The organism is Peptoniphilus sp. BV3C26, from assembly GCF_000478985.1.
In the GTDB taxonomy this organism is placed as follows: domain Bacteria; phylum Bacillota; class Clostridia; order Tissierellales; family Peptoniphilaceae; genus Peptoniphilus_B; species Peptoniphilus_B koenoeneniae.
The window spans coordinates 58,005-81,034 of record NZ_AWXB01000005.1 but is presented as its reverse complement, the minus strand read 5'-3'; the positions used below and the strand labels follow the sequence as shown (position 1 = coordinate 81,034).

General features: G+C 34.6%; 36 protein-coding genes. All 36 read left to right on the top strand.

Annotated features, from left to right (window positions below; all coding sequences use genetic code 11):
* Window position 1: 1 nt before the first annotated feature.
* The 36 genes from HMPREF1253_RS00740 (at window position 2) to HMPREF1253_RS00570 (ending at window position 23,030) form a co-directional block, all read left to right on the top strand.
* On the top strand, window positions 2-265 hold the full coding sequence (locus HMPREF1253_RS00740; protein WP_023054842.1) for a hypothetical protein: 264 nt from the start codon (window positions 2-4) through the stop codon (window positions 263-265).
* Entirely contained in the window at window positions 255-674 is a 420-nt protein-coding gene (locus tag HMPREF1253_RS10205) for a hypothetical protein (protein WP_023054835.1), read from the top strand. The genes HMPREF1253_RS00740 and HMPREF1253_RS10205 overlap by 11 nt, the downstream gene beginning before the upstream one ends.
* A 244-nt stretch (window positions 675-918) precedes the next feature.
* Window positions 919-1,332 carry a hypothetical protein gene (locus HMPREF1253_RS00730; protein ID WP_023054791.1) on the top strand — a complete coding sequence of 138 codons (414 nt, stop codon included), beginning with the start codon at window positions 919-921 and terminating at the stop codon, window positions 1,330-1,332.
* A 63-nt stretch (window positions 1,333-1,395) separates the two neighbouring features.
* Window positions 1,396-2,586, top strand: coding sequence for an ATP/GTP-binding protein (locus tag HMPREF1253_RS09540; RefSeq protein ID WP_023054845.1), 1,191 nt, complete (start codon window positions 1,396-1,398; stop codon window positions 2,584-2,586).
* Window positions 2,576-3,112: a hypothetical protein gene (locus HMPREF1253_RS00720; RefSeq protein ID WP_023054772.1), complete on the top strand. Its 537-nt coding sequence runs from the start codon at window positions 2,576-2,578 to the stop codon at window positions 3,110-3,112. The genes HMPREF1253_RS09540 and HMPREF1253_RS00720 overlap by 11 nt, the downstream gene beginning before the upstream one ends.
* Window positions 3,113-3,271: 159 nt before the next feature.
* Complete coding sequence (locus HMPREF1253_RS00715) at window positions 3,272-3,703, top strand: terminase small subunit (protein ID WP_023054773.1); 432 nt, start codon at window positions 3,272-3,274, stop codon at window positions 3,701-3,703.
* Window positions 3,693-4,973: a PBSX family phage terminase large subunit gene (locus HMPREF1253_RS00710; RefSeq protein WP_023054777.1), complete on the top strand. Its 1,281-nt coding sequence runs from the start codon at window positions 3,693-3,695 to the stop codon at window positions 4,971-4,973. Before HMPREF1253_RS00715 ends, HMPREF1253_RS00710 begins: the two co-directional genes overlap by 11 nt.
* A gap of 13 nt (window positions 4,974-4,986) precedes the next feature.
* A complete protein-coding gene (locus tag HMPREF1253_RS00705; RefSeq protein ID WP_023054802.1) occupies window positions 4,987-6,375 on the top strand; it encodes a phage portal protein in 1,389 nt (462 codons plus the stop codon).
* The gene (locus tag HMPREF1253_RS09535; RefSeq protein ID WP_023054784.1) at window positions 6,365-7,963 is read left to right on the top strand and encodes a protein F-like protein; all 1,599 of its coding nucleotides are present in this window, start codon (window positions 6,365-6,367) and stop codon (window positions 7,961-7,963) included. The genes HMPREF1253_RS00705 and HMPREF1253_RS09535 overlap by 11 nt, the downstream gene beginning before the upstream one ends.
* Window positions 7,947-8,150, top strand: coding sequence for a hypothetical protein (locus tag HMPREF1253_RS00695; protein WP_036738994.1), 204 nt, complete (start codon window positions 7,947-7,949; stop codon window positions 8,148-8,150). The genes HMPREF1253_RS09535 and HMPREF1253_RS00695 overlap by 17 nt, the downstream gene beginning before the upstream one ends.
* 118 nt (window positions 8,151-8,268) lie before the next feature.
* Complete coding sequence (locus HMPREF1253_RS00690) at window positions 8,269-8,838, top strand: DUF4355 domain-containing protein (RefSeq protein ID WP_023054805.1); 570 nt, start codon at window positions 8,269-8,271, stop codon at window positions 8,836-8,838.
* Window positions 8,839-8,853: 15 nt separating this feature from the next.
* Window positions 8,854-9,723, top strand: coding sequence for a hypothetical protein (locus HMPREF1253_RS00685; protein WP_023054814.1), 870 nt, complete (start codon window positions 8,854-8,856; stop codon window positions 9,721-9,723).
* Window positions 9,724-9,731: 8 nt separating this feature from the next.
* Window positions 9,732-9,926, top strand: coding sequence for a hypothetical protein (locus HMPREF1253_RS00680; protein ID WP_023054825.1), 195 nt, complete (start codon window positions 9,732-9,734; stop codon window positions 9,924-9,926).
* Complete coding sequence (locus tag HMPREF1253_RS00675; RefSeq protein ID WP_023054868.1) at window positions 9,898-10,245, top strand: hypothetical protein; 348 nt, start codon at window positions 9,898-9,900, stop codon at window positions 10,243-10,245. The genes HMPREF1253_RS00680 and HMPREF1253_RS00675 overlap by 29 nt, the downstream gene beginning before the upstream one ends.
* Window positions 10,229-10,738, top strand: a complete 510-nt coding sequence (locus tag HMPREF1253_RS00670) for a hypothetical protein (RefSeq protein WP_023054848.1) — start codon at window positions 10,229-10,231, stop codon at window positions 10,736-10,738. Before HMPREF1253_RS00675 ends, HMPREF1253_RS00670 begins: the two co-directional genes overlap by 17 nt.
* Window positions 10,735-11,106 (top strand): hypothetical protein, encoded by a 372-nt coding sequence (locus HMPREF1253_RS00665; protein WP_036738991.1) that lies wholly within the window; start codon window positions 10,735-10,737, stop codon window positions 11,104-11,106. The genes HMPREF1253_RS00670 and HMPREF1253_RS00665 overlap by 4 nt, the downstream gene beginning before the upstream one ends.
* Before the next feature lie 49 nt (window positions 11,107-11,155).
* A complete protein-coding gene (locus HMPREF1253_RS00660) occupies window positions 11,156-11,608 on the top strand; it encodes a hypothetical protein (protein WP_155803712.1) in 453 nt (150 codons plus the stop codon).
* Entirely contained in the window at window positions 11,605-12,594 is a 990-nt protein-coding gene (locus tag HMPREF1253_RS00655) for a DUF3383 family protein (protein ID WP_023054836.1), read from the top strand. The genes HMPREF1253_RS00660 and HMPREF1253_RS00655 overlap by 4 nt, the downstream gene beginning before the upstream one ends.
* A complete protein-coding gene (locus tag HMPREF1253_RS00650; protein ID WP_023054781.1) occupies window positions 12,594-13,007 on the top strand; it encodes a hypothetical protein in 414 nt (137 codons plus the stop codon). Before HMPREF1253_RS00655 ends, HMPREF1253_RS00650 begins: the two co-directional genes overlap by 1 nt.
* Window positions 13,008-13,038: 31 nt before the next feature.
* Window positions 13,039-13,317 (top strand): hypothetical protein, encoded by a 279-nt coding sequence (locus tag HMPREF1253_RS00645; protein WP_023054829.1) that lies wholly within the window; start codon window positions 13,039-13,041, stop codon window positions 13,315-13,317.
* Between the two features lie 151 nt (window positions 13,318-13,468).
* Window positions 13,469-15,415 carry a phage tail tape measure protein gene (locus tag HMPREF1253_RS00640; RefSeq protein WP_023054771.1) on the top strand — a complete coding sequence of 649 codons (1,947 nt, stop codon included), beginning with the start codon at window positions 13,469-13,471 and terminating at the stop codon, window positions 15,413-15,415.
* 4 nt (window positions 15,416-15,419) lie between these two features.
* Complete coding sequence (locus tag HMPREF1253_RS00635) at window positions 15,420-15,890, top strand: phage baseplate protein (RefSeq protein ID WP_023054870.1); 471 nt, start codon at window positions 15,420-15,422, stop codon at window positions 15,888-15,890.
* A complete protein-coding gene (locus tag HMPREF1253_RS00630) occupies window positions 15,887-16,195 on the top strand; it encodes a hypothetical protein (RefSeq protein ID WP_023054801.1) in 309 nt (102 codons plus the stop codon). Before HMPREF1253_RS00635 ends, HMPREF1253_RS00630 begins: the two co-directional genes overlap by 4 nt.
* Window positions 16,179-17,027 (top strand): hypothetical protein, encoded by an 849-nt coding sequence (locus tag HMPREF1253_RS00625; protein ID WP_036738989.1) that lies wholly within the window; start codon window positions 16,179-16,181, stop codon window positions 17,025-17,027. The genes HMPREF1253_RS00630 and HMPREF1253_RS00625 overlap by 17 nt, the downstream gene beginning before the upstream one ends.
* Entirely contained in the window at window positions 17,024-17,527 is a 504-nt protein-coding gene (locus tag HMPREF1253_RS00620) for a Gp138 family membrane-puncturing spike protein (protein ID WP_023054827.1), read from the top strand. Before HMPREF1253_RS00625 ends, HMPREF1253_RS00620 begins: the two co-directional genes overlap by 4 nt.
* Window positions 17,524-17,811: a PAAR domain-containing protein gene (locus HMPREF1253_RS00615; RefSeq protein WP_023054861.1), complete on the top strand. Its 288-nt coding sequence runs from the start codon at window positions 17,524-17,526 to the stop codon at window positions 17,809-17,811. The genes HMPREF1253_RS00620 and HMPREF1253_RS00615 overlap by 4 nt, the downstream gene beginning before the upstream one ends.
* Window positions 17,812-18,171, top strand: a complete 360-nt coding sequence (locus tag HMPREF1253_RS00610; RefSeq protein ID WP_023054821.1) for a hypothetical protein — start codon at window positions 17,812-17,814, stop codon at window positions 18,169-18,171. It begins immediately after the preceding gene.
* Window positions 18,164-19,396, top strand: a complete 1,233-nt coding sequence (locus HMPREF1253_RS00605; RefSeq protein ID WP_023054849.1) for a baseplate J/gp47 family protein — start codon at window positions 18,164-18,166, stop codon at window positions 19,394-19,396. Before HMPREF1253_RS00610 ends, HMPREF1253_RS00605 begins: the two co-directional genes overlap by 8 nt.
* Entirely contained in the window at window positions 19,386-20,027 is a 642-nt protein-coding gene (locus HMPREF1253_RS09530) for a PF11041 domain protein (protein WP_023054833.1), read from the top strand. The genes HMPREF1253_RS00605 and HMPREF1253_RS09530 overlap by 11 nt, the downstream gene beginning before the upstream one ends.
* Before the next feature lies 1 nt (window position 20,028).
* Window positions 20,029-20,973, top strand: coding sequence for a phage tail protein (locus tag HMPREF1253_RS09525; RefSeq protein ID WP_023054863.1), 945 nt, complete (start codon window positions 20,029-20,031; stop codon window positions 20,971-20,973).
* An 11-nt stretch (window positions 20,974-20,984) separates the two neighbouring features.
* Window positions 20,985-21,236 carry a hypothetical protein gene (locus HMPREF1253_RS00590; protein WP_023054788.1) on the top strand — a complete coding sequence of 84 codons (252 nt, stop codon included), beginning with the start codon at window positions 20,985-20,987 and terminating at the stop codon, window positions 21,234-21,236.
* Window positions 21,229-21,588 (top strand): hypothetical protein, encoded by a 360-nt coding sequence (locus HMPREF1253_RS00585; RefSeq protein WP_023054862.1) that lies wholly within the window; start codon window positions 21,229-21,231, stop codon window positions 21,586-21,588. The genes HMPREF1253_RS00590 and HMPREF1253_RS00585 overlap by 8 nt, the downstream gene beginning before the upstream one ends.
* Window positions 21,588-21,695, top strand: a complete 108-nt coding sequence (locus HMPREF1253_RS10565) for a CD1375 family protein (protein WP_255349225.1) — start codon at window positions 21,588-21,590, stop codon at window positions 21,693-21,695. Before HMPREF1253_RS00585 ends, HMPREF1253_RS10565 begins: the two co-directional genes overlap by 1 nt.
* A 73-nt stretch (window positions 21,696-21,768) precedes the next feature.
* Entirely contained in the window at window positions 21,769-21,903 is a 135-nt protein-coding gene (locus HMPREF1253_RS10560) for a CD1375 family protein (RefSeq protein ID WP_023054794.1), read from the top strand.
* A 52-nt stretch (window positions 21,904-21,955) separates the two neighbouring features.
* Entirely contained in the window at window positions 21,956-22,279 is a 324-nt protein-coding gene (locus tag HMPREF1253_RS00575; RefSeq protein ID WP_023054776.1) for a hypothetical protein, read from the top strand.
* Window position 22,280: 1 nt separating this feature from the next.
* Entirely contained in the window at window positions 22,281-23,030 is a 750-nt protein-coding gene (locus tag HMPREF1253_RS00570; protein WP_023054867.1) for an N-acetylmuramoyl-L-alanine amidase, read from the top strand.

The window sequence follows — 23,030 nt, the reverse complement described above, 5'->3', positions numbered from 1 at the left end:
AATGAACAATAGACCGTTTAGAGTAGAAGGACTGGATTTAAACGAAGGAATAGAGGGATTTAAAGAAGGACAGTTAGTTTTATATGAAGGTACGTTTGGGTTTGAAGTAGGAAAAATCAAAAAACTAAAAGGCAAGCGTAGAGCATATGTCTGGTACCACAGCGGAGACACAGCAGCACTAACTGACTTAAAACTTTTAAACCCTATCGTAAATGATTATTGCATTAAAGATTTACTCAATAAAGGAGTGGAAAATGAAGTATAGAAAAAAGCCTGTGGAAATTGAAGCAATAAAATACGAAAAAGAACATATAGGTAGAGCGTTAAATTTTTGCAATAAGTTTAGGTATAACCCACATGATAATGAGTATTATGTTGATACTTTAGAAGGTTGTATGAAAGCGACAGAGGGAGATTATATTATTAAAGGGGTCAATGGAGAGTTTTATCCTTGTAAGGCTGATATTTTTGGAAAGACTTATGAAAAACTTGACGAAGAAATTCAAAATAATAAAACAAAAAAATTTAAAATATCTTTTAATTTTGAAGCAGATGACGATTGGTCTAAAACAGATGTGAAAGAAATGGTTGAAAAAGCAATAGACCCTATATACCACTTAGGTGATGCAAGTGTCGGTGAAATAAATGTTGAAGAAATTGAGGTGAACAAATGACAGTAGATGAGGTGTTATGTAGCACTTATCAAGGCCAGTATGAATGCTTACTTAAAGTTGAGACAATAGAAGGTGGCATTGATAAGGTTTATGTAATCTTAGAGGATATGTGATGAATGCAAAGGTGCCTGTTAATCCCTTATAGAAGTTTTAGAGATAAGGTAAGAATTGTAAAATTTTATACAAGTAGAGGATATTATATAGAAATTTGGGAGAATTACATTTATTGTCTCAGGAGGTAGATGTGAATAAGGAACAGTTACAGCAGTATAGGGCTTTGTGCCTTGAAATAAAAGAATTAGAAAATAGAATACAGGGTTTACGGCGAAGAGAAGTTTTCGACAAGGTAAAGGCCTCTGCTACAGAATTCCCATACAATTCTTACGAGCTTAAAATATTCGGTCTTGAAGATGATAAGTACGTCAGTAGATTAAAAATTAGACTTCTTAGAAGAATTAAAAAATGTAAAAATCTAAGACTTGATATAGAGAAGTTTGTTGACGGTATAGAGGACTCAAGAACAAGGACAATTTTCCAACTTAGATATATTGAAGGTAAAAGTTGGGTATATATATCTAAACAATTAGGAAGTTCAAACGAGTCTTATGCACGAATGATTCATAATAGGGCTATAATTCAAATTAAAGATAAGGAATAAACGCAAAAAGCGTTTGATTATTGTATTTTCTCTGATATAATTATTAATATAGAGGAGGAAATTATGGATAATTTAGCAATTTTAAATATTAAATTCAATAAAGTTAATATTTTTGATAAAATTATTAATTTTGATTTTTTTACAAATGACAAAGTGTTCGATAGAGAAGGTACAAGCACTATTTCTAGAAGTGTAAACTCTAATAATGTTATATCTATAGTAGGATTAAATGCTGTAGGTAAAACTACCTTATTAAAAATTATTCATTTTATCTTAGAGATTATTATAAATAATAAAAGTTTGAATGAGATAAAAAATTTATTATTTTTCTCTATGGATAGTTTTAGTTATGAAGTTACTTTTTATCAAAATAATACATTTCATAAAATTTCATCTTTTGTAGAAAGAGATGTAGATGTTAGAAATGAATTAAAAATAAAATATAAAAACGAATATTTAAAGAGCGTTTCAAAATCAAAGATTAAGTCTAAAGTAGATTTAAAAAAATTTATATCAGAGGAATTAAATGATAATAATTCAGATTTGATAAGAGAAAATTTAGATAGTCAATTGAAACAGATTTTAAAAGAAGATGATAGTATCATAGCCATTATAACGAAAGATAATGGAGTATTAGTTCGAGACATGATCAACAGTGTCAATTTGAATTTTCTTAATGTAAAAAACAGTGTTCCTGTAGAAGTATTAAATTTATTTGATGAGAATATAGATTATTTAAAGCATGAAAATGAAGATATTGATAGTAATGTAATGTTAAAATTTAAGAACTCCAATGGAGTTTTTTCAACAGGAAATAGATTAGCATGGGGAGAATTAATATCTTCTGGAACTATTAAGGGTAATAGTTTAGCTGACATTACTTTAGATGTGTTAAAGTATGGAGGTTATTTATTGGTTGATGAAATAGAAAATCATCTAAACAAGCAATTAGTTAAAGTATTTATTGATTTGTTCAAGGACAAAACAATAAATAAAAATGGGGCGACAATAGTTTTTACTACACATTATCCAGAACTAATGGATTTTATGAATAGGTCAGATAACATATATGTTTTAAGGCGAAATAAAGAAAAAAAAGCGACAATTGAATTGTTAAGTGATTTAGTCGAAAGAGATGATCTTAAAAAAAGCGACATTTTACTTTCTAATTATATAAAAGGAACAGCACCAAGCTATGAAAACATAAAACATTTTAAAGATTATATGAAATCCGAGGTGTTAAATGTCAGATAGTATTAATTTGATAGATTTAAATATCAAAGATTTTTATATACTCTGTATTTGTGAAGGTAAAGCTGAATGTGCAATTATGGATATTCTATTAGATAATGATATGCTTATTTTCGATAGAACAGTTCTATTGGAAGAAAAAGTCTACAAAAGAATGACAAGAAATAGGCTAATAGAAAATTTCTTACAATTAGATTATGAAAAAGAATTATTAATATTTAGAATATTAGATTCTAAGAAAGAAAAATTTTATTTAGATAAAATTTATAAGAAGAAGGTCTATAATTTTTATACTGCTCATGAAATAGAATTTGTTTTTATAAATTATGATAATTTATATGAAGAGTTTCAAAAATGTAAATCTAAAGTTAAGGCAAGTGAATTTTACAAGTCTAAAAACAAAAAATATTCAAAAGGATATGATTATGTAAAAAAACATTTCTCAGATGTTGATAAATTATGTGGAGCATTAAAAAAATCAAAATCTAAGAAAGAATTAGGAATATATGATTTACTAAAAAACAAATAATTTTGTGCGTTTTGTGCGATTTTTGTGTGTTAATATGTAAAATGAAAGAATGTAATAGTTAATGGGTTCATAATTATGGATTTCAATCAATTTTAACGCTCCCCTAAGAGGCTTGCTAAGGCAGGTCTCTTTTATTGTGCAAAGAAAGGTGGTAATAATATGGCATTAACAATTAAACAAAAGCAAGTTGCCGATGACTATATCATTACTGGCAACAAGACTCAATCATATCTTAAATTTTATAAAAAAATTAAAAATAGGGAGACGGCAGCTGCTGCAGCGAGCCGTCTTTTTAATACTCAAGAAGTTAAGGAATACATCGAAGAGAGGATGAAAGCACTTGATGAAGAACTTATTGCAGATCAAAGAGAAGTGCTTAGATATTTAACCTCAGTAGTAAGAGGACAAGAGACTCAACAAACATTAATTGGAGTTGGAAAAGGTGCTCAAAAGATTACAAATATTGAGCTCACTGCTTCCGACAAAATTAAGGCGGCAGAGCTTATAGGTAAGAGATTTGGTATGTGGACTGACAAGGTCGATTTAGATAGCAATATGACTATAATCTTTGAAGATGATTATGGCGACTAAGATAATAAACAAGATTGGCCTAAATCCAGTCTTTAAAGATGTTAATTCTTGCACGAAGAGATATAGGGTTTTAAAAGGCTCAGCTGGTTCAGGCAAGTCCACAAACATTGCCATTGATTATATTAAAAAGTTATCTAATCCAAAATATAAGGGTGCAAACTTGCTTGTAGTCAGAAAGGTTGACGAAAGTAACAGGGACTCTACCTTTGCGGAGCTACAAAAGGCGGTATATATGCTCTTTGGCTCTCATTTTGATAGGGTATGGGATATTAAATCATCGCCTTTATCAATGGAGTGTAAGCTTACAGGCTCTAGAATAATATTCAGGGGCATGAAAGACGACAAGCAGCGTGAAAAGGTTAAGTCAATCACTTTTAAGACTGGTAAATTAACTTGGATATGGGTAGAGGAGGCAACTGAATTGCAAGAAGCAGACATTGATATATTAGACGACAGATTAAGAGGTAAGCTTGATAATCCTAATCTTTACTATCAGATTACTTTCACATTCAATCCTGTAAGTGCTACTCATTGGCTAAAGGCTAAATATTTTGATGTAGTAAACGATGATATATACACGAACTCATCAACTTATCTTGATAACAGATTTATAGACGAGGCTTATCATAGGCGTATGATGATGAGAAAAGAACGAGATCCAGAGGGCTATAAGATATACGGCTTAGGCGAATGGGGCGAAGTTGGCGGGCTTATATTTAATAACTGGGACGTACGAGAGATAAGTCAAGACATAGGCGATTGGGAGTACTTGTCAATGGGTCAAGACTTTGGATATAATCACGCGAACGCTATATTATTACTTGCATATAAAGATGGCGATATATACGTACTTAAAGAGCTTTACTGCTACGAGAAGACATCGGACGAGATTATAGACATAGCTTTAAAAGATTTTCCACTCAGCGTTAATATGTACTGCGATAGTGCTGAAGCTGACAGGATACAGATGTTTAGAAAGAAAGGCTTTAGAGCAGCGCCTGTTATCAAGGAAAAAGGCGGAGCTTATACTTATATCAATAATCAGATAAACTGGTTAAAACAAAGAAATATATATATCCATCCATCTTGCGTTAATCTTATCAAAGAGTTAGGGCAATGGAAATGGAAATTCGACGACAGGGCATCAGTTTATTTAGATGAGCCTGTTAATTTTTTTGATGATGCTATAGCAGCACTTAGATATGGGGTGGAGCCTTGGAGAAAGTCTAGAGGCTTACAAACTATGTCTAAGCGTAAGCTAAAGCTATAGAGGGGGTTAAGAAGTGGATAGTTATATAACAGAGTATATGGAGCCTGCTAAAGAGTTTTATCTTCCAGTAGAAACTGAAATCACAGATGACTTAATCAATAAACTCATTAAGTTGCATGATGAGGACTGCGAGAGATATATTACACTTGAAGATTATTACAGAGGCAAGGCTAAGATATATGACAGAAGCAAGGAAGATTACAAGGCTAATAACAAGTTAGCACTTGATTATCCAAGCTATATTGTTGATATATTACTTGGCTTATTCGTTGGTAAGCCTATAAGCTACACTGTGGCAGATGAAAACAAGGAAATGATGCAGGGCTTGCAAGAGGTCTTTGATTTAAATAATGAACAAGATGAAAACTCAGAAATTGCAAAGATTTGTGGTATTAAAGGCAAGGGTTATGAGATTGTTTATTTAGACGAAAATGGCCAAGTTAATTTTAACGAGGTTAATCCTGAAAATATTGTCATGGTTTATGACAACAAAATCAAGCCTGAGCCTTTATTTTGCATGTATATCAGACCTGATGTTGATGCTGAAACCATTGGCAAGGAAACAAAAAACAAGGCTCTTACTTTATATACAAAAGATAGCATCAAAGAATATAAGGTTGAGGGTGGTAATCTAAAGCTTTTAGAAGAGACGGCCAATCTTATTGGCGAGATCCCTGTTGTTGAATTTAAAAACAACAACGAGGGCTTGGGAGATTTTGAACGAGTATTGCCATTGATAGATGCAATTAGCTTAGCTCAATCGGACACGGCCAATGACTTTGAAGAATTTACAGATGCCTTGCTGGTGCTTGCTGGTATGCCTCAAGCTGATAGCAGCGATGTCAACAGAATGATTGAGGATAGAGTATTGCTCTTAGATAAGAGCGGTGGAGCTGGTCAATCTGCTGAGTGGCTGATTAAAAATATAAATGATACGGCTTTAGAAAATTACAAGAACCGCTTAGATGCTGATATTCACAAGTTTGCAAAAGTACCAAACATGAATGACGAGCACTTTGCAGGCAATGTCAGCGGTGAAGCTATGAAATACAAGCTCTTTGCGACAGATCAGATTATAGCTCAAAAGCAAAGAAAGTTTAAAAGCGCCTTGCAGCAAAGGATCAAGTTAATTTTAAACGTCATAAACATTAAAGGGGCAAAAGACTTTGATTATAGAGATATATCCATAGTATTCAATGACAATAAGCCATATAACGAATTAGACAATATTACAACAGTTCAAGCTGCTTTAAATGCTGGACTTTCAAAGACATATGCTTATTCAAAATTAAGAGATATTGACGATGTTGCGGAAGAAATCGACAGACAGGAACAAGAAAAGGATGCGTATGCCGAGGAATTTATGCAAAGTGCAGATAAGGACTTAGAAGATGGCGAATAATCCATTTGAGGAACTTAAAAAAAGCGTTGAAAAGCTTATTAAAAAGCGTGAGCGTGACACTAAACAAGATTATGAAGCGGCGTATAGACGATTAAGAAATAAGCTTCAAAAGATTTATACTGATTATGAGAGCGAAGACGACGGCGTAAAGATTACAAGGGACGAACTAAGAAAGTTTGACGTAGATACGGCAAAGCTTATGGCTAATATGTATAAAGACAATGAGAAAGCTGTGCAGAACACGTTAGAATCGATTTTAAACGCATCTTATAGCGCTGTTAATACAATTACATCAAAATACAATATAGAAGCCGTAAAACGCAAAATAGACGCTACTAACATCATTAAAAAGCAGGTTGCAGGCCATATATGGACTGATAGAATAAAAAAGTACGGCAATGACTTTGTATATGATGTCCACGGCATAATACATCAAGGATTAGATAATGGCGATACTTATACTACTACGGCAAAAAAATTAAAAGAGCGTTTTGGTAAAGATATTGGAAACACTATGCGTATTGCAAGGACTGAGAGCGCAAGGGTGTTAGAAGATAGTAAATATCAAGCGTTTGAAGACTTGGCAGGCAATGAAAACGTACAGGTATTTAAAATATGGCATACTATGGGCGATGAGGCAGTAAGAGATACACATCAAGCTATGGAAGGCGTAAAAGTAGCTTATGATGAGGACTTTATATTGCCGTCAGGTGCAAAATGTCAATATCCAAAAGAAACTGGTGTTGCTGCGGAAGATATAAATTGCAGATGCTATGTTGAGTATGTTACTGAGTTAGTTAAAGCTGAAAATACTGAAGAAAATACTGAAAAAACTACTCAAAATAACGATATAAAAGATGAAAATGTGGGTATAAATAAACAAGAAGAAAAGAAGGACAAAAAAGAAGAGAAACACAGCGAAGCATATACTTTTATTAAAAATAATTTAAAAGACGTTAAGCATTTAGAAGTAAAGAAGCTAGAAAAGTCATTAAGCGATGATGAAATAATTAAAAAGCTTGCAGGTGGAGATATGACGGAAAAAGGGTCATGTAGTTCTTTAGCGCTTGCTTATACTGCAAACAAAAACGGCTTAGACGTTACAGATTATAGAGGCGGTCAAAGTAGAGCTGTGTTTAGTTCGCCTGTTAATATTGATAAAATTCTGGAGTTGCCAAACATAAAAGGTAGTATAGAGTATGTAGAAAGAGAAACGTCTGGAACACAGGATATATTATTAAATTTAGATTTAGGAAAAGAATATTATTTAGCTACGGGCAGGCACGCAGCAATAGTTAAGAGGACTGAAGAAGGAGTATTTTACTTAGAGCTGCAGTCATGCTTTGCTGAAAATAACGGATGGCAAAACTTTAAAAATGAGAGATTCGGTACGATGATAGAAACACTTAAAAAAAGATTTGGATGCAAGTCTTCTGTTAATGATATATTAGGTATAAAGATACCAAGTGAGGTTGTAAAGATGGAAGTCAATTCATTTAAAAACAATAAGGAATTTAAAGACTTAATGGGCTATATAAACACGGCTACGGACAAACAAAAGAAAGGGATGTATGGCAGTGAAAAATAGATGGTATAAAGAAAATGAAAATGATATTATTTGGTGGAAAGATACGCCAGATGATATAGGAGTGAGAATATTTTCATTCGATAAAATAAAAGAATATAACCTATATGGAGACTATCCTGATAATTTAACAAAAGAAGAAAGAGAAATATTTGAAAAAGAAAATCCTTGGTGGAAAGGCTTTTTCTAAATTAAATAATATTTAATTAAGGCACAGCGATGTGTCTTTTTTATTGCAATTAAATAGTTTTATTAAGTAGCTGTAAAAGGCTGCTTTTTAAATATAAAAATTTAAAGGAGGGCTAAAAATGCCAGGTATTGAAACTGTAAGGACAGAGGACTTAGAGGGTCAAGAAAATAAGACTGAAACTGCTGAAAAGGTGGTTGATACTAAAGAAGAAAAGGCTGAGAGTAAAACTTACACTGAGGAAGAGCTTAAAGCAAGGGTGCAATCAGAAGCGGATAAAAGGGTTACTGAGGCTATTAAGACAGCACGTGAGAAGTGGGATAAGGAAGCTGCGGAAGAAAAGAAAGAAGCTGCCAGACTTGCAAAACTTACGCAGGAAGAGAGAGAAAAAGAACTTCAAGCCAAACAATTAAAAGAACTTGAAGAAACTAAAGCTGAGCTTAATCGTGTGTACTTAGAAAGAGATACTATAGATAGGCTAAGTGAGGAAAATGTCCCTATAGCTTTTAAAGACTTCTTAATGGGCGTTGATGCAGAAACAACCAATGAAAACATTAAGGCTTTTAAAGAGGTTTACGAGGCTGAGGTGCAAAAGGGCGTTGAAGAACGCTTAAAGGGCAAGACTCCAAGCGTGGCCAATCAAAAGGTAAAAGCTGATGCTTGGAGTGCATTAAAAGACAAATACAAATAAAAAGGAGAATGATTTATGGCTATTAAAATTTTTACAGCACAATATGCAGGTTTATTACAAGATGTATTTAAGAAAAAACAACACTTTTTAAATACCTTTGGAGGCAATCTTCAAGTGGTGGATGGAATTACTAATTCAGATGAATTTATGAAACTTAAGATTTCTGATACTGATGTAGTTATTCAAAAGTATGATATTGGAGAGAATGTTGGGTTTGGTACTGGTACAGGATCAACAAATAGATTCGGCAATAGAAAAGAAATCAAATCTGTTGATGCTACTGTAAAATACGAAGCTCCACTTGCAATCCATGAGGGCGTTGACAACATGACTGTCAATGACAATGCAGATCAAGTTATTCAAGAAAGAGCTGGTCTTCATGCTGAAGCATGGACAGAAGAATTAAACAAGCTGCTTGGCAAGGCTATTTCAGATAATGCATCTGAAACACTTACGGGAGCACTTAAAGAAGATGATGTTATTAAGGCATTTAATGATGCTCACAAGAAGTTTGTAAATAACAAAGTTACAAATGATATTCCTTGGACTGCTTATGTCAATGCTGATGTATATTCAATCATTGTTGACTCAAAGCTTGCTACAACTGCTAAGCATTCAGGAGCAGATGTTGATAGACAAGAAATCCTTAAATTTAAAGGATTTGATGTTATTGAGCTTGCTGATGAGTATTTCCAAGCAGGTGAGCAAATCTACTTTGCTGCTGACAATGTTGGAGTTGCAGGTGTAGGCGTTGAAGTATACAGAGTGCTTGACTCTGAAGACTTTGCAGGCGTTGCAATTCAATCCGCTGCTAAATATGGAAAATATATTCCAGACAAGAACAAAAAGGCTATAATCAAGGCAAAACTTACTCCTGCTGCATAGGTGATACTATGAAAGCAAGGGTATTAGTTGAGTTCTACGATTTAAAGGCTGATGAATTAAGAAGCGTGGGAGATACGTTTGAGCTATCTCCTGAACGCTTTGATGAGATTATGAAGCGTGGCGGTGAGTGGTTGGAAGAGGTCAAGACTGAGCCAAAGAAAGCAGGTGCTAAGAATGACGGAGGAAGAACTAAGAAAGCTTAAAGAGGCTGAAGAAAAAAAGAGGCTTGAGGGCTTGTATTTAATGCAGATTGAGGACTACTGCAATATACGCTTTAAAGAACCATATCCAAGCGGTATTGCCCTTGCGTTAGAAAACTTAGTTAAGATGGATCCATTGAAATTTGGCATTGCAAGTGAAAAGATAGCTGACATGAGCATTACTTATGCTAATAGCAATGGCAGTGCCACTGGCGGTTCGTCGGGATTGCCTGATTTTATATTGACGTGGATAAATCCATATAGGCGTCCGTTTATTATGTCGGATAAAAAGAAGAAGTATTACGATGACGGTAGAAGATAATAGTAATGTAGATAAGATATTAAGAGTGCTGGAAGAATTATCATCAACAGCGGTTAGAATTGGTATCTTATCAAGTGCAGAGGGCGAGATTTTGATGATTGCCAATGTACATGAGTATGGCTGCGATATACCTGTCACTGACAAGATGCGCGGCTATTTTAGAGGCGCGTTCGGCATCAACATTAAAAAAGATACGACAAAGATTAGAATACCTGAAAGAAGCTTTATACGTTCGAGCTATGACGAAAATAAAGGCAAGTTTAGGACGTTTGATGATTATTTAAACGCAGTCTTAGATATGAAAATTAGCGTGCAGGACTTCTATCAGATAATCGGAAATGCTTGCGTAAACACGATTAAAGAGTATATTAGGCGAGGCGATTTTGAGCCTGATTCGTCTCTTACATTGGAGCGTAAAAAGCCAAAGACTAAGCCGTTAATTGACACAGGTAGATTGATAAATGCGATTGATTATGAGGTGATAAAGACATGACATTATTTAACTTTAGATCCCTTGTTAATAAGTATATGACGGGCCAAGTAATGATTAAGACTGTTAGAGGCTTTTATGATACGGACAATCATGGGAGATGGACAGAGGCTGGAGAGATCTTTAAACTCGATCTATTTGCTATTGTTCCCATGTCTAATGATGAGCTTAGATTTGATGCAGGCGGCACTTTTAACCATGACAATAGAAAGCTCTATTGCTACAAGAAATTTGAAAAAGGCGATATTGTCATTAATGTTATGGATGACGGCAGCAAAAGAAATTACAAGATATTATCCTGTCAGGATTATTCAGATTTTGACAAAGACCTTGTTATTTATTACTTGGAGAGGACAGATGTAGATGGATAATTTAATTCAATTAATTAAAGATGAATTATTTGACCACACGAAAAGAATTGTGGTTGATACTGACAACATTACAGAGAAGCCTGATTATCCATTTTATTCGATTAAGGCCATTACAATTAGGCAGGATGCAGGTGAAGCTGGTAATTATTCAGCTGATTTTGTAAAGAGTCTTGATGAGAGGTTTAAATATGACTATCTTGAAAGACTTGAAACTCAGCCAAATGCAGTTATATCTGTAAATGCCTATGGCAAAGACAATACTACTGCATCTAATGTTGCCATGGATGCCTTTGGCTTTTTTAAATTTGCTGGCCGCTTGAAGTTAGAAAAAGAGAACTACATTGTTGTTGATATAACAGACATTCAAGATAGGACTATTTTAAATGTTGACAACTATGAATACAGATATGGTTTTGATGTTCGTATAAGATATGTCCATAGCATAGAAAGACGGACAGAAACCATAGAGACTTACAAGATTAAAAAAGGAGATAACAAATGATATTAGATTTTCCTGTAAATATTCAGAGAAAAACAGTAGGCGTTTCTGAGCGTGGATTTGGAACTATCCTTATCTTAGATACAGAAAATGACTATGATTTAAAATATATTGAAGCCGAAGATGTAAAAGATTTAGACGCCAACTCTAAGGCTTACAAATTGGCAAGTAGATTATTTATGCAAAAACCTCAGCCACAAGAGGTGGCAATAGTAGGCAAGAAAGGAGACGCAGTAGCAGGATTTAAAAAAGTCCTTGAAGAAAATAGCGACTTCTTTTTTGTAACTTGTATAGATAATAGCGTAGAAACAATCAAGGGGATTTCTCAACTCTGCCAAGTTGAGAATAAAGTTTATGCAGTAACAGTTAATAAAATTGAAGATGCAAAAGCATTAGAAAAAGAAGTATTTGATAATACCTTTGTGATGTATCATACAGACGCCGAATCTTATGCAGCCGAAGCCTTGACAGTTATCATGTCTTATAAAATAGGTGGTAAAACCGCAAAATTTAAGACAATTCAAGGTGTAAAAGAATGTGAAATTTCAAGAACTGATTTGGCAGAACTTGAAAAGAATAATATATTTACCTACATTGAAAAATTAGGAGTTTTACAAACAACTGAGGGAAAGATGTTAAGTGGAGAATATATTGATGTAGTATTAGGTGAATATTGGATTAGGTTTAGACTTGAAGAAGCATTGCAAAGATTGGCACTTGTTGAAGACAAGATTCCATATACCAATAAAGGTATAGGAATGATTGTTGGAGAAACTGAAAAAATACTATCAAGAGCAGTAGATCAAGGCATAGTTGAAGAAGGACAATACAAAGTTGACTATAGGCTTAGACAAGATGTGCCTTCAAATGAAGTGGCTCTTAGAAAGTATGACTATGTTGTTTGGACTGCTTTATTGCAAGGTGCTATTCATACAGGACAAATCAGCGGTATTTTGACCTATGACACAGTTAATGAGGAGGATAAATAATGGCTGAAAAAAAGACATATACTTATGACCCTGAAAAAGTCATAGTGCAAATAGACGGAGTTTATTTAACAGGTTTTTCAGATGATGCAAAAATCACAGTGGAAAAAAATGAGGATAATGTCATTCCAAAGGTTGGAGTAGATGGAAGCGTGCATTATACAATCAATCATGATGAGACAGCAAAAGCAAAATTGCCTTTAATGTCTACAAGTCCTCATATTAATTTCATAATGGACTTGGCAGCAAGCAAAAAAGATTTCACGTTTTCAATGGTCGATATGAATGATAATGGAAGAAATATTGTTTGTGATGAATGCCGAATTATAAAAACGCCTGATTACTCAAGAAAGAAAGAAGCTGAGGGCGTGGAGTTTGAAGTGTTTATTCCATTTGCATATAATAAGAGCCTTTAATTTAGGCTCTTATTTTTTATAGGAGGCAGTTATGGCATTTGAACAAAAGACGGTAAAGGTAATGGAAAAAGAATATGTATTGCAAAAGTTGCCAATTAGAAAGGCGTTAGAAATTAGACAAAAGTGGACGTTGCCGTCTGGAATTACTGATGATGTAACAATGTATGATGAGTGTTTGGCGAATATAGTTGTCAATCCAAAAGTAAAGATTGAGGATTTTGATGACTTAGGAGAATTGGAACTTTTAATTGCTGAATGCCTTTTTTTTCAATATATGGTCAAAAATCCAAAGAGCTCAGAAAAGAAGTAGAGAAAAACTTCGACAGTTTTTGGAGACCAATTCTTCAATTAATCAAGTTAGGTTATTTGACTTATACGGAAGCAATGCAAATAACCGAAGATGAATTATATAAACTTTGGGAAGCCGTCAAAAAAATTGAAGAAAGTTAGGAGGTGAAGTGGTGTCAGTTAGAGAATTAGTTTGGAAGTTGGCGGCAGAAGGTGCAGGCGAATTTGCAAGTGATGTCCAAAAAGCAGACGAAAAAATAAATGGTTTAAAAAAAAGCATGCAGGAGACGGATAAGACCTCTAAAAGTGGTTGGTCTAAAATGCAGGATAACCTTACGAGTACTGGTTCAAAATTTAAGTCAGTTGGGGGAAGTATTGCAAAAGTAGGGGCAGGCTTAACTGCTGCAACAATGCCACTTGCAATTAAATTAAAACAGGGAGTTTCAGATGCCAAAAATCTTGATACTGCTATAAGACAGGTAACCACACTGACGGATGAAAATATTTTACCTACTGCAGAACTTAAAAAAACAGTTAAGAGAATATCAAACGAAAGTGGAATCATGCAAGAGGAAGTGGCTAATGCTATGTATGAAGCTTTATCATCTGGAGTTAAGACCGAAGATGTCACAAAGTTTACGGAGCAAGGCTTGAAACTAACTAAGGCAGGATTTACTGACTTGCCGACTGTAATTGATGCGACAACTACTGCACTTAATGCTTATGGAGACGCAGCCCCAAGCGTTGAAAAGATACAGGATATAATGGTTAAGACACAGGACTTAGGAAAGATTACCGTTGATGAATTTGGAAAGTCAATGGGTCGTGTAATTCCAACTGCAGCAGCTGCAGGTGTAGGCTTTGACCAGTTAGGTGCAAGTTATGCAGTTTTAACCTCAAGAGGTATTAACGCTTTAGAAGCAACAACAACAATGAACAGTCTACTTAATGAATTGTCTTCAAATGGCACAAAATCAGACAAGGCTTTGAAGGAAATGACTGGAAAGTCTTTTAAGCAATTAACACAAGAAGGAAAAAATATTGGTGATGTTTTAAATATAATTCAAGAAAACGCCAAAAGCGCAGGGTTAGAGATTGGGGATATGTTTGGAAATATCAATGCAGGAAAAGCTGCAAACTCTTTAACGCAGGGTGGAACTGATGCTTACAATAAAGCTTTAGACGCTATGAAAAACTCTGATGGATCTGTTAATAAAAACTATGAAAAAATGATGGGTGATGAATTAGAACATGCAAAGGCAGTTGAACAATTAAGAAACGCCTTCATTGATATGGGAACTCAAGTTATGCCAGTGATCACAAGCATTATGGAAAAAATTGGGGAGCTTGCTATGAAATTTCAAAACCTTACTCCACATCAACAAAAAGTGTTATCTATGCTTGCTTTGGGAGCAGTTGCTCTCGGCCCTGTTCTTGTAGTTCTTGGCGGTCTTGGAGTGGCTATTGGTGGATTAGTAGCAGGAATTGGAATGTTAACTGCACCAGTTGCAATAGCAATAGGGGCATTTGCACTTTTAACCGCTGCAGGGGCTGCTCTTGCTTTCCATTGGGAAACAATCAAGGCAAAAGCAGCAGAACTTGGAAATCAATTTAAGTCAAAATTGGAAGGTGCAGCTAATGCAGTAGCAAATGGATTTAATGCAATGAAATCTGTTGTTTCAAATGCCTTAGAAACAATAAAGCAAAAATGGGAAGCAGTAAAAGCATTTTTTGCAAAGCCAATAAAAGGTGCAGTCAATGTAGTAGGTGGAGCAATAGGGAAAATTAAAGGTATGATACCTTCACATGCTACAGGCCTTGACAGCGTGCCTCATGACGATTACACTGCAAACCTCCACAAAGATGAAATGGTCTTGACTGCTGCTGCAAGTAGACAGTATAGGAGATTAGGCGGAACTAAAGACGGATTTCCAAGCCTATTTAATGGCAGAGAAACTGAAAATGTAACAAATAATCAAGTTGAAGGTGCAAATAATTATAATCCGACTATTGTTATTAATTATACGGGTAGTGAGAAAGAAGCACCACAAAGCATAGCGACAGAAGTTAGAAAGCAATTAGACATTTTCTTCAAAGAAATGCAATTACAGAGGGCGTGATTACATGATTAATACAATGAGAATTAAATTGCAAGACATAATTATGGATGCAGTAGTAGAAGAAAACCCGTCAAATACTGCTGATGTAACAAGTAAACCAGTAGAAAAAGGCGAGGATATTTCCGACCACATGCAAATTAAGCCCTATACTTTAAGGCTTCAAGGTTCAATAGTTAATGATGCTCCTGCAAAGTTGGAACTTTTAAGGTCATATCAAAAAGAGGCAACGCTCCTAACCTATGTAGGAAGAAATATTTTTAAAAATTTAGTCTTAACTAATTTAGACACTAATCACTCAGTTAAAAACGCAAAAGGATTTGATTATTCAATTACTTTACAACACGTTAAAATTGCAAAGCCTGAGACCTTTGAGGTTAATGTTAAAAATCCAGACACTAAAAAACAAGATGCAAAAACTGCTACAAAGGTTAAGGAAAAAACTAATGCAGGAAGAAAGCAGGTGCAAACACGTTGAAATTTATTAACATTGATAAAAATCAAATACCTTATGAATTCGAGATTGTACTTGATAATAGCACTTTCCAATTTGAGTTAAATTATAATTCTGTTGGCGATTTCTTCACGGTTTCTTTGAAAAAAGACCATGTAAAAATTATTGATAATTACAAGGTGGTCTACAATGTAGAACTTTTTGAAAACTTAAAACATTTAGGAGTGCCAAAAGTTGTTATAAAGCCCTTTGATACAACAGGAACTGCAAATAAGGCTGATTATGAAAATATGAATGAGGACGTGTTTTTATATGTTTTGGATACATGAGATTGAGGTTTTGGCAGGTCAAAAGAAATTTACAAACTTGGGAGAAAACGCTCTTGAAATAGATTTTGATGTATCTTTTAACGACGAGAAAGAGCCAGATTTATCCACAGTTACCATTTACAACTTATCAGATGACACTATAAACGACATAAAGCGAGATGGTTATCTATACCTTAATGTTGGTTACAAGTACATGAATAACAAAGCTAATATACTTACAGGCGAGATTGAGGATATAGAAACAACATGGCAAGGTTTGGATAAAGCTACTAAAATTACAGTTGGCGACGGAACAAAGGCTTGGAGAAAGGCTGAACTTAATAAGACCTATGCCAACGGAACAAAGGCAAGTGCTATTATGCGAGACCTGACCAATGCTATGGGATACGAGATTGTGGAAATAAATCCTAAAAAAGATTTAGTTTATAAACTTGGTAAAACTATTAAAGGATCTGCAAGCAAATCTTTAACTCAACTTGTAAAAGATACAGAGTCCAAAATGTTTATTAACAAAAACAGAATTGTTATAAGGCATCAAAAGAAAGGTTATACAACAGGTTTTGTCCTCAATAAAGATACAGGATTAGTAGGATTGCCGACACTTAACAAAGATGAAAGTGGAGATAAGACTTCTGATGTGGCAAAGGAAAAGGACAAAAAGAAAAACAAGGAGACTAAAAAGACTTGGAAGGTTACTTGTCTTTTAAATCCAAAAATAGAAACTGATAGCGTAGTTAAGATTGAGTGTAAGGTTTTAAATGGCACTTTCAGAGTGATATCTGGTAAACATTCAAAAGATTTTAACACCGAGTTAGAGGTTGAGGAAATATGAGAGAGCAAGCAAATAGACACGCCAACAATTTTTTTGAAGATTTTAAAAAGAATATTGCAGGGGAAACGAACGTCTGCAAGATGGCGAAGGTGGTTAAATTTTATCCTGAGACTATGAAAGTTGATGTCATGCCCTTACCAAGCGAGGACAACTCAATGATAATTAACGTTCCAGTTGCAACTGTAAGGAGCAAGGACTTTTTAATTTATTATCCATTAGAGGCTGACGATATAGTTATTTTGATTTTTGCAGATAACGACACCGACAATATTTTATTGGGGGAAGATAGCATTGAGACCGAGCGAGGACACGACATTTCAGATTGCATCTGTATTGGTGGAATTACACTTTTAAATGACAGTTTAGAGGTTGAGGAAAAAGACGCTTTAGTTATGCAAAATATTTCAAATACTGCAAGTATAACAATTAAAAAAGACGGAGATATAAAAATCAAGGCAAAGAATTTTAAGGTTGAGGCTGAAAGGATTGATTTGAATTGAAGATAGCAACAATAGGGAGTATGTCCACAGGACACGCCGACTTTCCTGCAAGAAATACAGTCCAAGGCTCGTCAAATGTCTTTGCTGAGGGCCAAGGCGTCCACAGGGTAGGAGATACTTGGGTTACTCATTGTAATAGTCAAGGTGTTTGCCATGATGGAAGCACCTCAAAAGGGAGTGGAACTGTCTATTGCAACGGAAAACAGGTTGCAAGAATAGGCGACCCTATCTCATGTGGAGACACTATTGCAACGGGTAAAGCAACTGTAAATGTAGGTGGTTAAATGTATAAAAATACTTTTAAAATGATAGGCGGAGATACCGTTGTTAATGATGACCTTGAACTTGTAGGGGGTCAAGAGGAATTAAGACAAAATATAGAAAATAGGTTGTCTGTAAATAAAAATGAGTGGTTTTTAAATTTGGAATTAGGACTTGATTATGCCGCCATAAGTGGCAAAAGAGTTAGCAGAGACATAGAATTTGCCATTCGTGAATGCTGCCTACAGGACGAGAGAGTAAAAGAAGTTAGAAATATAACGATTGAAAGAGATGCCCAAAATAGAACTGCTGAAATCAATATTGTAATTATTGATAGAGGCGAGCAAGAACTTTGGCTGAAAGAGGTGGTAGACCTTGGATAATTGCAAAGACGGATTATGTATAATTGATGATGTTAAAAAAATAAATAATTCTGAATTTGGACTAACAGAATTTGGATTTAGAAGAAAGCTATATCCAGAGTGCGTTGCAGATAGAATTAAGAGAGCTAAGAAAGTCTTTGGGGTCAATATTGATACCTCAGAGACTTCTTTTTTGGGAAAATTAATTAGAAATTTATCTTGGGACGAGGCTTATTTGTGGGAGTTGGCAGAGGACGTCTATAACGCTCCATTCGTTAACTCTGCAGAGGGGACAGCCCTTGATAATGTTGGAATGTATTTAACAATCACAAGACGACCTGCAACTAAAAGTAAGACCATAGTTACAATTTATGGAGATGATGAAATTGTAATCCCAAAAGGCTTTAAGGTTGCAACTAAAAAAGGAGTTGTTTTTGAAACTCTTGAAGATGCCACTATCAAAAATGGAAGCGTTGATGTTTATGTTGAATCCATTGGAGCAGGAAAAGAAAACAATGTTGGGGAAAAATCAATAACTGAAATTTTAAATCCTGCTTTAGGAGTGGATAGGGTCATAAATAAAAATGATGCAGTTGGTGGTTTAAATATTGAGACTGACAACGAATTTAGAGAAAGATATAAAAAATCTTACTCAAGAGTTGGAGGGTCAACTGTACCTGCAATTACTGCCGCACTTTTAGACATTGATAAGGTTGTTGATTGTGAAGTTAGAGAGAATGTAACAATGGAAACTATTGATGGAATACCTCCTAAGTCTGTTGCTTGCTATATCTATGGAGGAGAAAATGAAGATATTGCAAGAACAATTTACGAAAATAAGGCTGCAGGCATAGAAGCCTTTGGAAATATTGTAATTGATGTAAAAGATAAAAAGAATGTACTCCATAAAATAGGCTTTACCAGAGCAAAGGTTGAAGAAATTTTTGTTAAATTAAAAATCAAAAAAGACAAAGATTATAAGGGCGACGAGGCATTAAAAAGAGCCATTTTAAATTACATTGGTGGAAAGGATAGCGATGGGGTTGAATATGCAGGATTAAAACTTGGAGAAGATGTAGTATTATCAAAAGTTTTAGGACGTGCAATGTGTCTTGGTGGAATTGCCGATGTTGAAGCCTTTATTTCTACAGATGGAAAAGAATGGAAAGAGACAAACATTGAAATAGCAAGAGCCTCTATTGCCAAAACAAGCCCAGAAAAGGTTGTGATTGAGTATGTATCATAATCAAGAAGATTTATATTATAAGGCTTGGCGACGACTTCCTGAAAGATTTAGGAAGCCTAATAATCTTGACCTTTACTATGTCTTATATGGTGGATATGGAGAACTTGAAAAAGGTTTTGCAAGCATAAATGACAGTAGGAATATTGATAAGGCACAGGGAGAAACCTTAGACAAATTAGGGGCAAATGTAGGGCAATTTAGACTTGGAGAAGATGATGACCTTTATAGGTTGTTAATCAAGACCCGAATTATTGCCAACTTATCTATTGGGGATATACCCACTATAAATAATGTCATGTCAGCATTGATAAAAGAAGTCTATTTAGGACTTGAAGAAGTTTGGTGGAATAAAGACCACTTAAATGAGCCTGCTGCAATAAAACTAATGCTTGGTCCTATTGCAAAAAGAATTCCCTATGAAATTGTTAATAGGGTTAAGGCTGCAGGTGTAAGAGTTCTAATTGAATTGAATTACAAAAAAACTTTTTACCTTGGTGTAGGGGCAGTTGCAGGAGAAGAAATAACGATTCTTCCCGAAAAATTAAAAGATGTTGATGATGATGTAATTTATAGGTTAGCTGCTAGTTTTTATACAGAACACGAAGAAATAATTATAGGAAGGAGAGATTAAAATGGCGGAAAAGTTTTTCAGCCTCATAACCGATATTGGCAAGAGGCAGATAACCAATGCGGTAGCATTGGGTAAGAAAGTTGAGTTGTCCTCTCTATGTGTCGGAGATGGTGCAGGTGGCTATTACGAAATTAACGAGAGCCAAACTCAACTTAAAAATCAAGTTTGGGAAGGGGCTTTGACTAAGGTTATTATTGGAGAAAGCAATAAAAATGAAATCTTAGTTGAGGCTTATATCCCGACTGATATTGGTGGCTTCTACATTAGGGAAGCAGGCATTAAGGATAAGGACGGAAACTTAATTGCAGTTGCAAAACATCCAGAAACCTATAAGCCAGTAGGTGAGTTTGGAGCGTATAAAGATATAACAATTAGAATGATTTTAACTTTTTCGAATGCAGCAAATGTTATTTTAAAAGTTGACCCTTCAATAGTTGTTGCAACTCAAAAAGACCTTCACGACCTTATAAATAATTTACCTAATATTTTAGATTTAAAAGACTATCAAATAACAAAAGAAAAAGGTCGTGCAGGGGGCTATGCAAGTTTAGGTGCAGATGGGAAAGTACCCAAAAATCAACTTCCAGTTGCTGAAAAAGGTCTTGCACTTGGGGAAAGTTCAGACACTGCTTTCAGGGGCGACTATGGAAAAGTAGCTTATGACCATGCACTTAGTAAGCACGCTCCAACAAACGCTTATAGCAAAGAAGCAATGGACTCGATTATAAAAAATATAACTGATAATATGCTGAAATTAGGAACAACGTCTTTAACTGCATATAGGGGAGACCACGGACTTATAGCTTATAATCATGCAAGGAGTAAGCACGCAAGTCCTGACTTATATACTAATGAGCAGATTGATAAGATGTTAGCTGATTTAAAGAAGACCATAATAGAAGAAGTACAAAGCGATATTATAGAGCAAATACTTACTTTTAGTTAAGGAGTGATAAAATGGCAAAATTAAAATTTGATAGGCTAATTAATTTAAAATTAAAAGCCGACGAAAAAATTGTAATACCGCAAGGAGAACTCTGGAAAGTATCTCTTTACCAAGACGCAAACAGAAAATTAAACGTAAATGAAGTGTCTCCGGGGTATGAAAATATCCAAAATGGACTTATTGTACAGGGATCTGAGATAAAATCAATTCGTAATGGCGCGACAATACAAGGTATTGTTTTCAAGGTGGTGGAAAATGTATAAAATAATTAGAAGCGGTTGCGAAATAATCTGGCAACCAATAGACAAAAACTTAGGTTTCGCAATAGTCCAAGAAGTTACAGGTAAAAAGGGAACAGCTGATAATCCTGTACTTGTTGACGAAGAACAAGCAGAGAAAATAAGAAAGCTTTACGAAGAAAGAAATAATGACCCGAAAGAACCAACAGTAGAACCTCAACCTGACCCAAACGCAAAGATTGAAAAAGAACTTGAAGAATTTAAAATCCAATCTGCGATGGCACAAGCTGAAACCTATGAAAAATTAGAAAATGATAAATTAACTATAATGACTGCACTTGCAGAAACATATGAAGCAAATTTAGGAGGTAAATAATGGTAGCTGTATATGTATATTTAATCAAAATGGGAAAAAGAACAATCGACCAAGTGCCAAAGTCTTTAAGAGATGAAGTTATAAAGGCTCTTGAAAATGAAAAATAAAATAGGTTTAGTAGTAGCACTCTTTGGGAGTGTTTTTTTATTGCTAAAACTTCTAATAAAAGGGGGTGTAGAAATGGACGTAGTATACGCAACACTTATTATTTATGGCAAAAGAACTTTCGCTCAAGTGCCAATGTCACTAAAAGAAAGAACTAAAAAGTGTCTTGAGGATTTAGGCATGGGGGAACTTGCAAAGGAAGAAGCATAATAATTTGGGAGGCTTAGTCCTCCCTTAATTTTTATAAAAAAGAGGTGACATCTTGGAAAATGAAAAATGCAACGACCATGAACGAAGAATCGGTCTTTTAGAAAAGATTTCAGAAAGACACGAAGCAACGCTAAAAGATCACGAGGCTAAGATTGAAAAAACCGCCACAGATAACTCGATACAAGATACGAACATAAAACTCTTTCAAAAAGACCTGGACTTCATTAAAGAGCAACTTAAAGTCATGAATGCGACTTTGATGGAGCTTACAGATAAGCCTAAAAAGGCTTTTGACGAGTATAAGAATACAATCATTACTATAATACTTACAGCTATAGTAACAGGAATAATTGCCAAGATAGTTAAGGGGTGGTAAGATGGTAAATTTTAGATTTATGCCCATAAATTATAATTACTCCAGCAGGAAGGGCAAGAAAATAGAGTATTTAGTTATCCATGACACTGGTAACTCAGGTGTAGGAGCAAATGCTCTTAACCACTTCAAATTCTTTGGTGGTGGCAATAGAAATGCATCTGCCCATTATTTTGTAGATGACCACGAGATAGTGCAAATTATAGGAGATAGCTTTTCTGCTTGGCACTGTGGAGATAATCAAGGATATGGCCGAGCACTAAACGGCGTAAGGAACTGTACATCCATAGGCATAGAGCTGTGCATTAACTCAGATGGAAACTATGGAAAAGCCTATGAAAATTTAGTTGAGTTGGTTAAAAATCTTATAGCTAAATTTAATGTGCCTATAAAAAATGTTTGTAGGCACTATGATGTGTCCAGGAAAAGATGTCCTGGAACTTTTTTTACAAAAAATCTTTGGGAGAAGTTTTTAAAGGATGTTCAAGAGCCTATAAAAATAAAATTGGATTTGTCAAAGTCAAGTCCTGGGGTGCCTGCCCAAGAAAAGGCATTGAAAGAAAGGATTGATAAGGTTATGGAAAATATTTTAAAAGCCGATAAGGTTAAGATTAACTTAAATGGCAAAAATATTGAACTTAGAGGTAAAAATATCCAAGGCACTAATTATGTAGCTATAAGAGACCTTGCAGAGGCTTTAAATTTACAAGTGGGATGGAATCAAGACAAAAAAATAGTAGAGTTGAGAGGATAA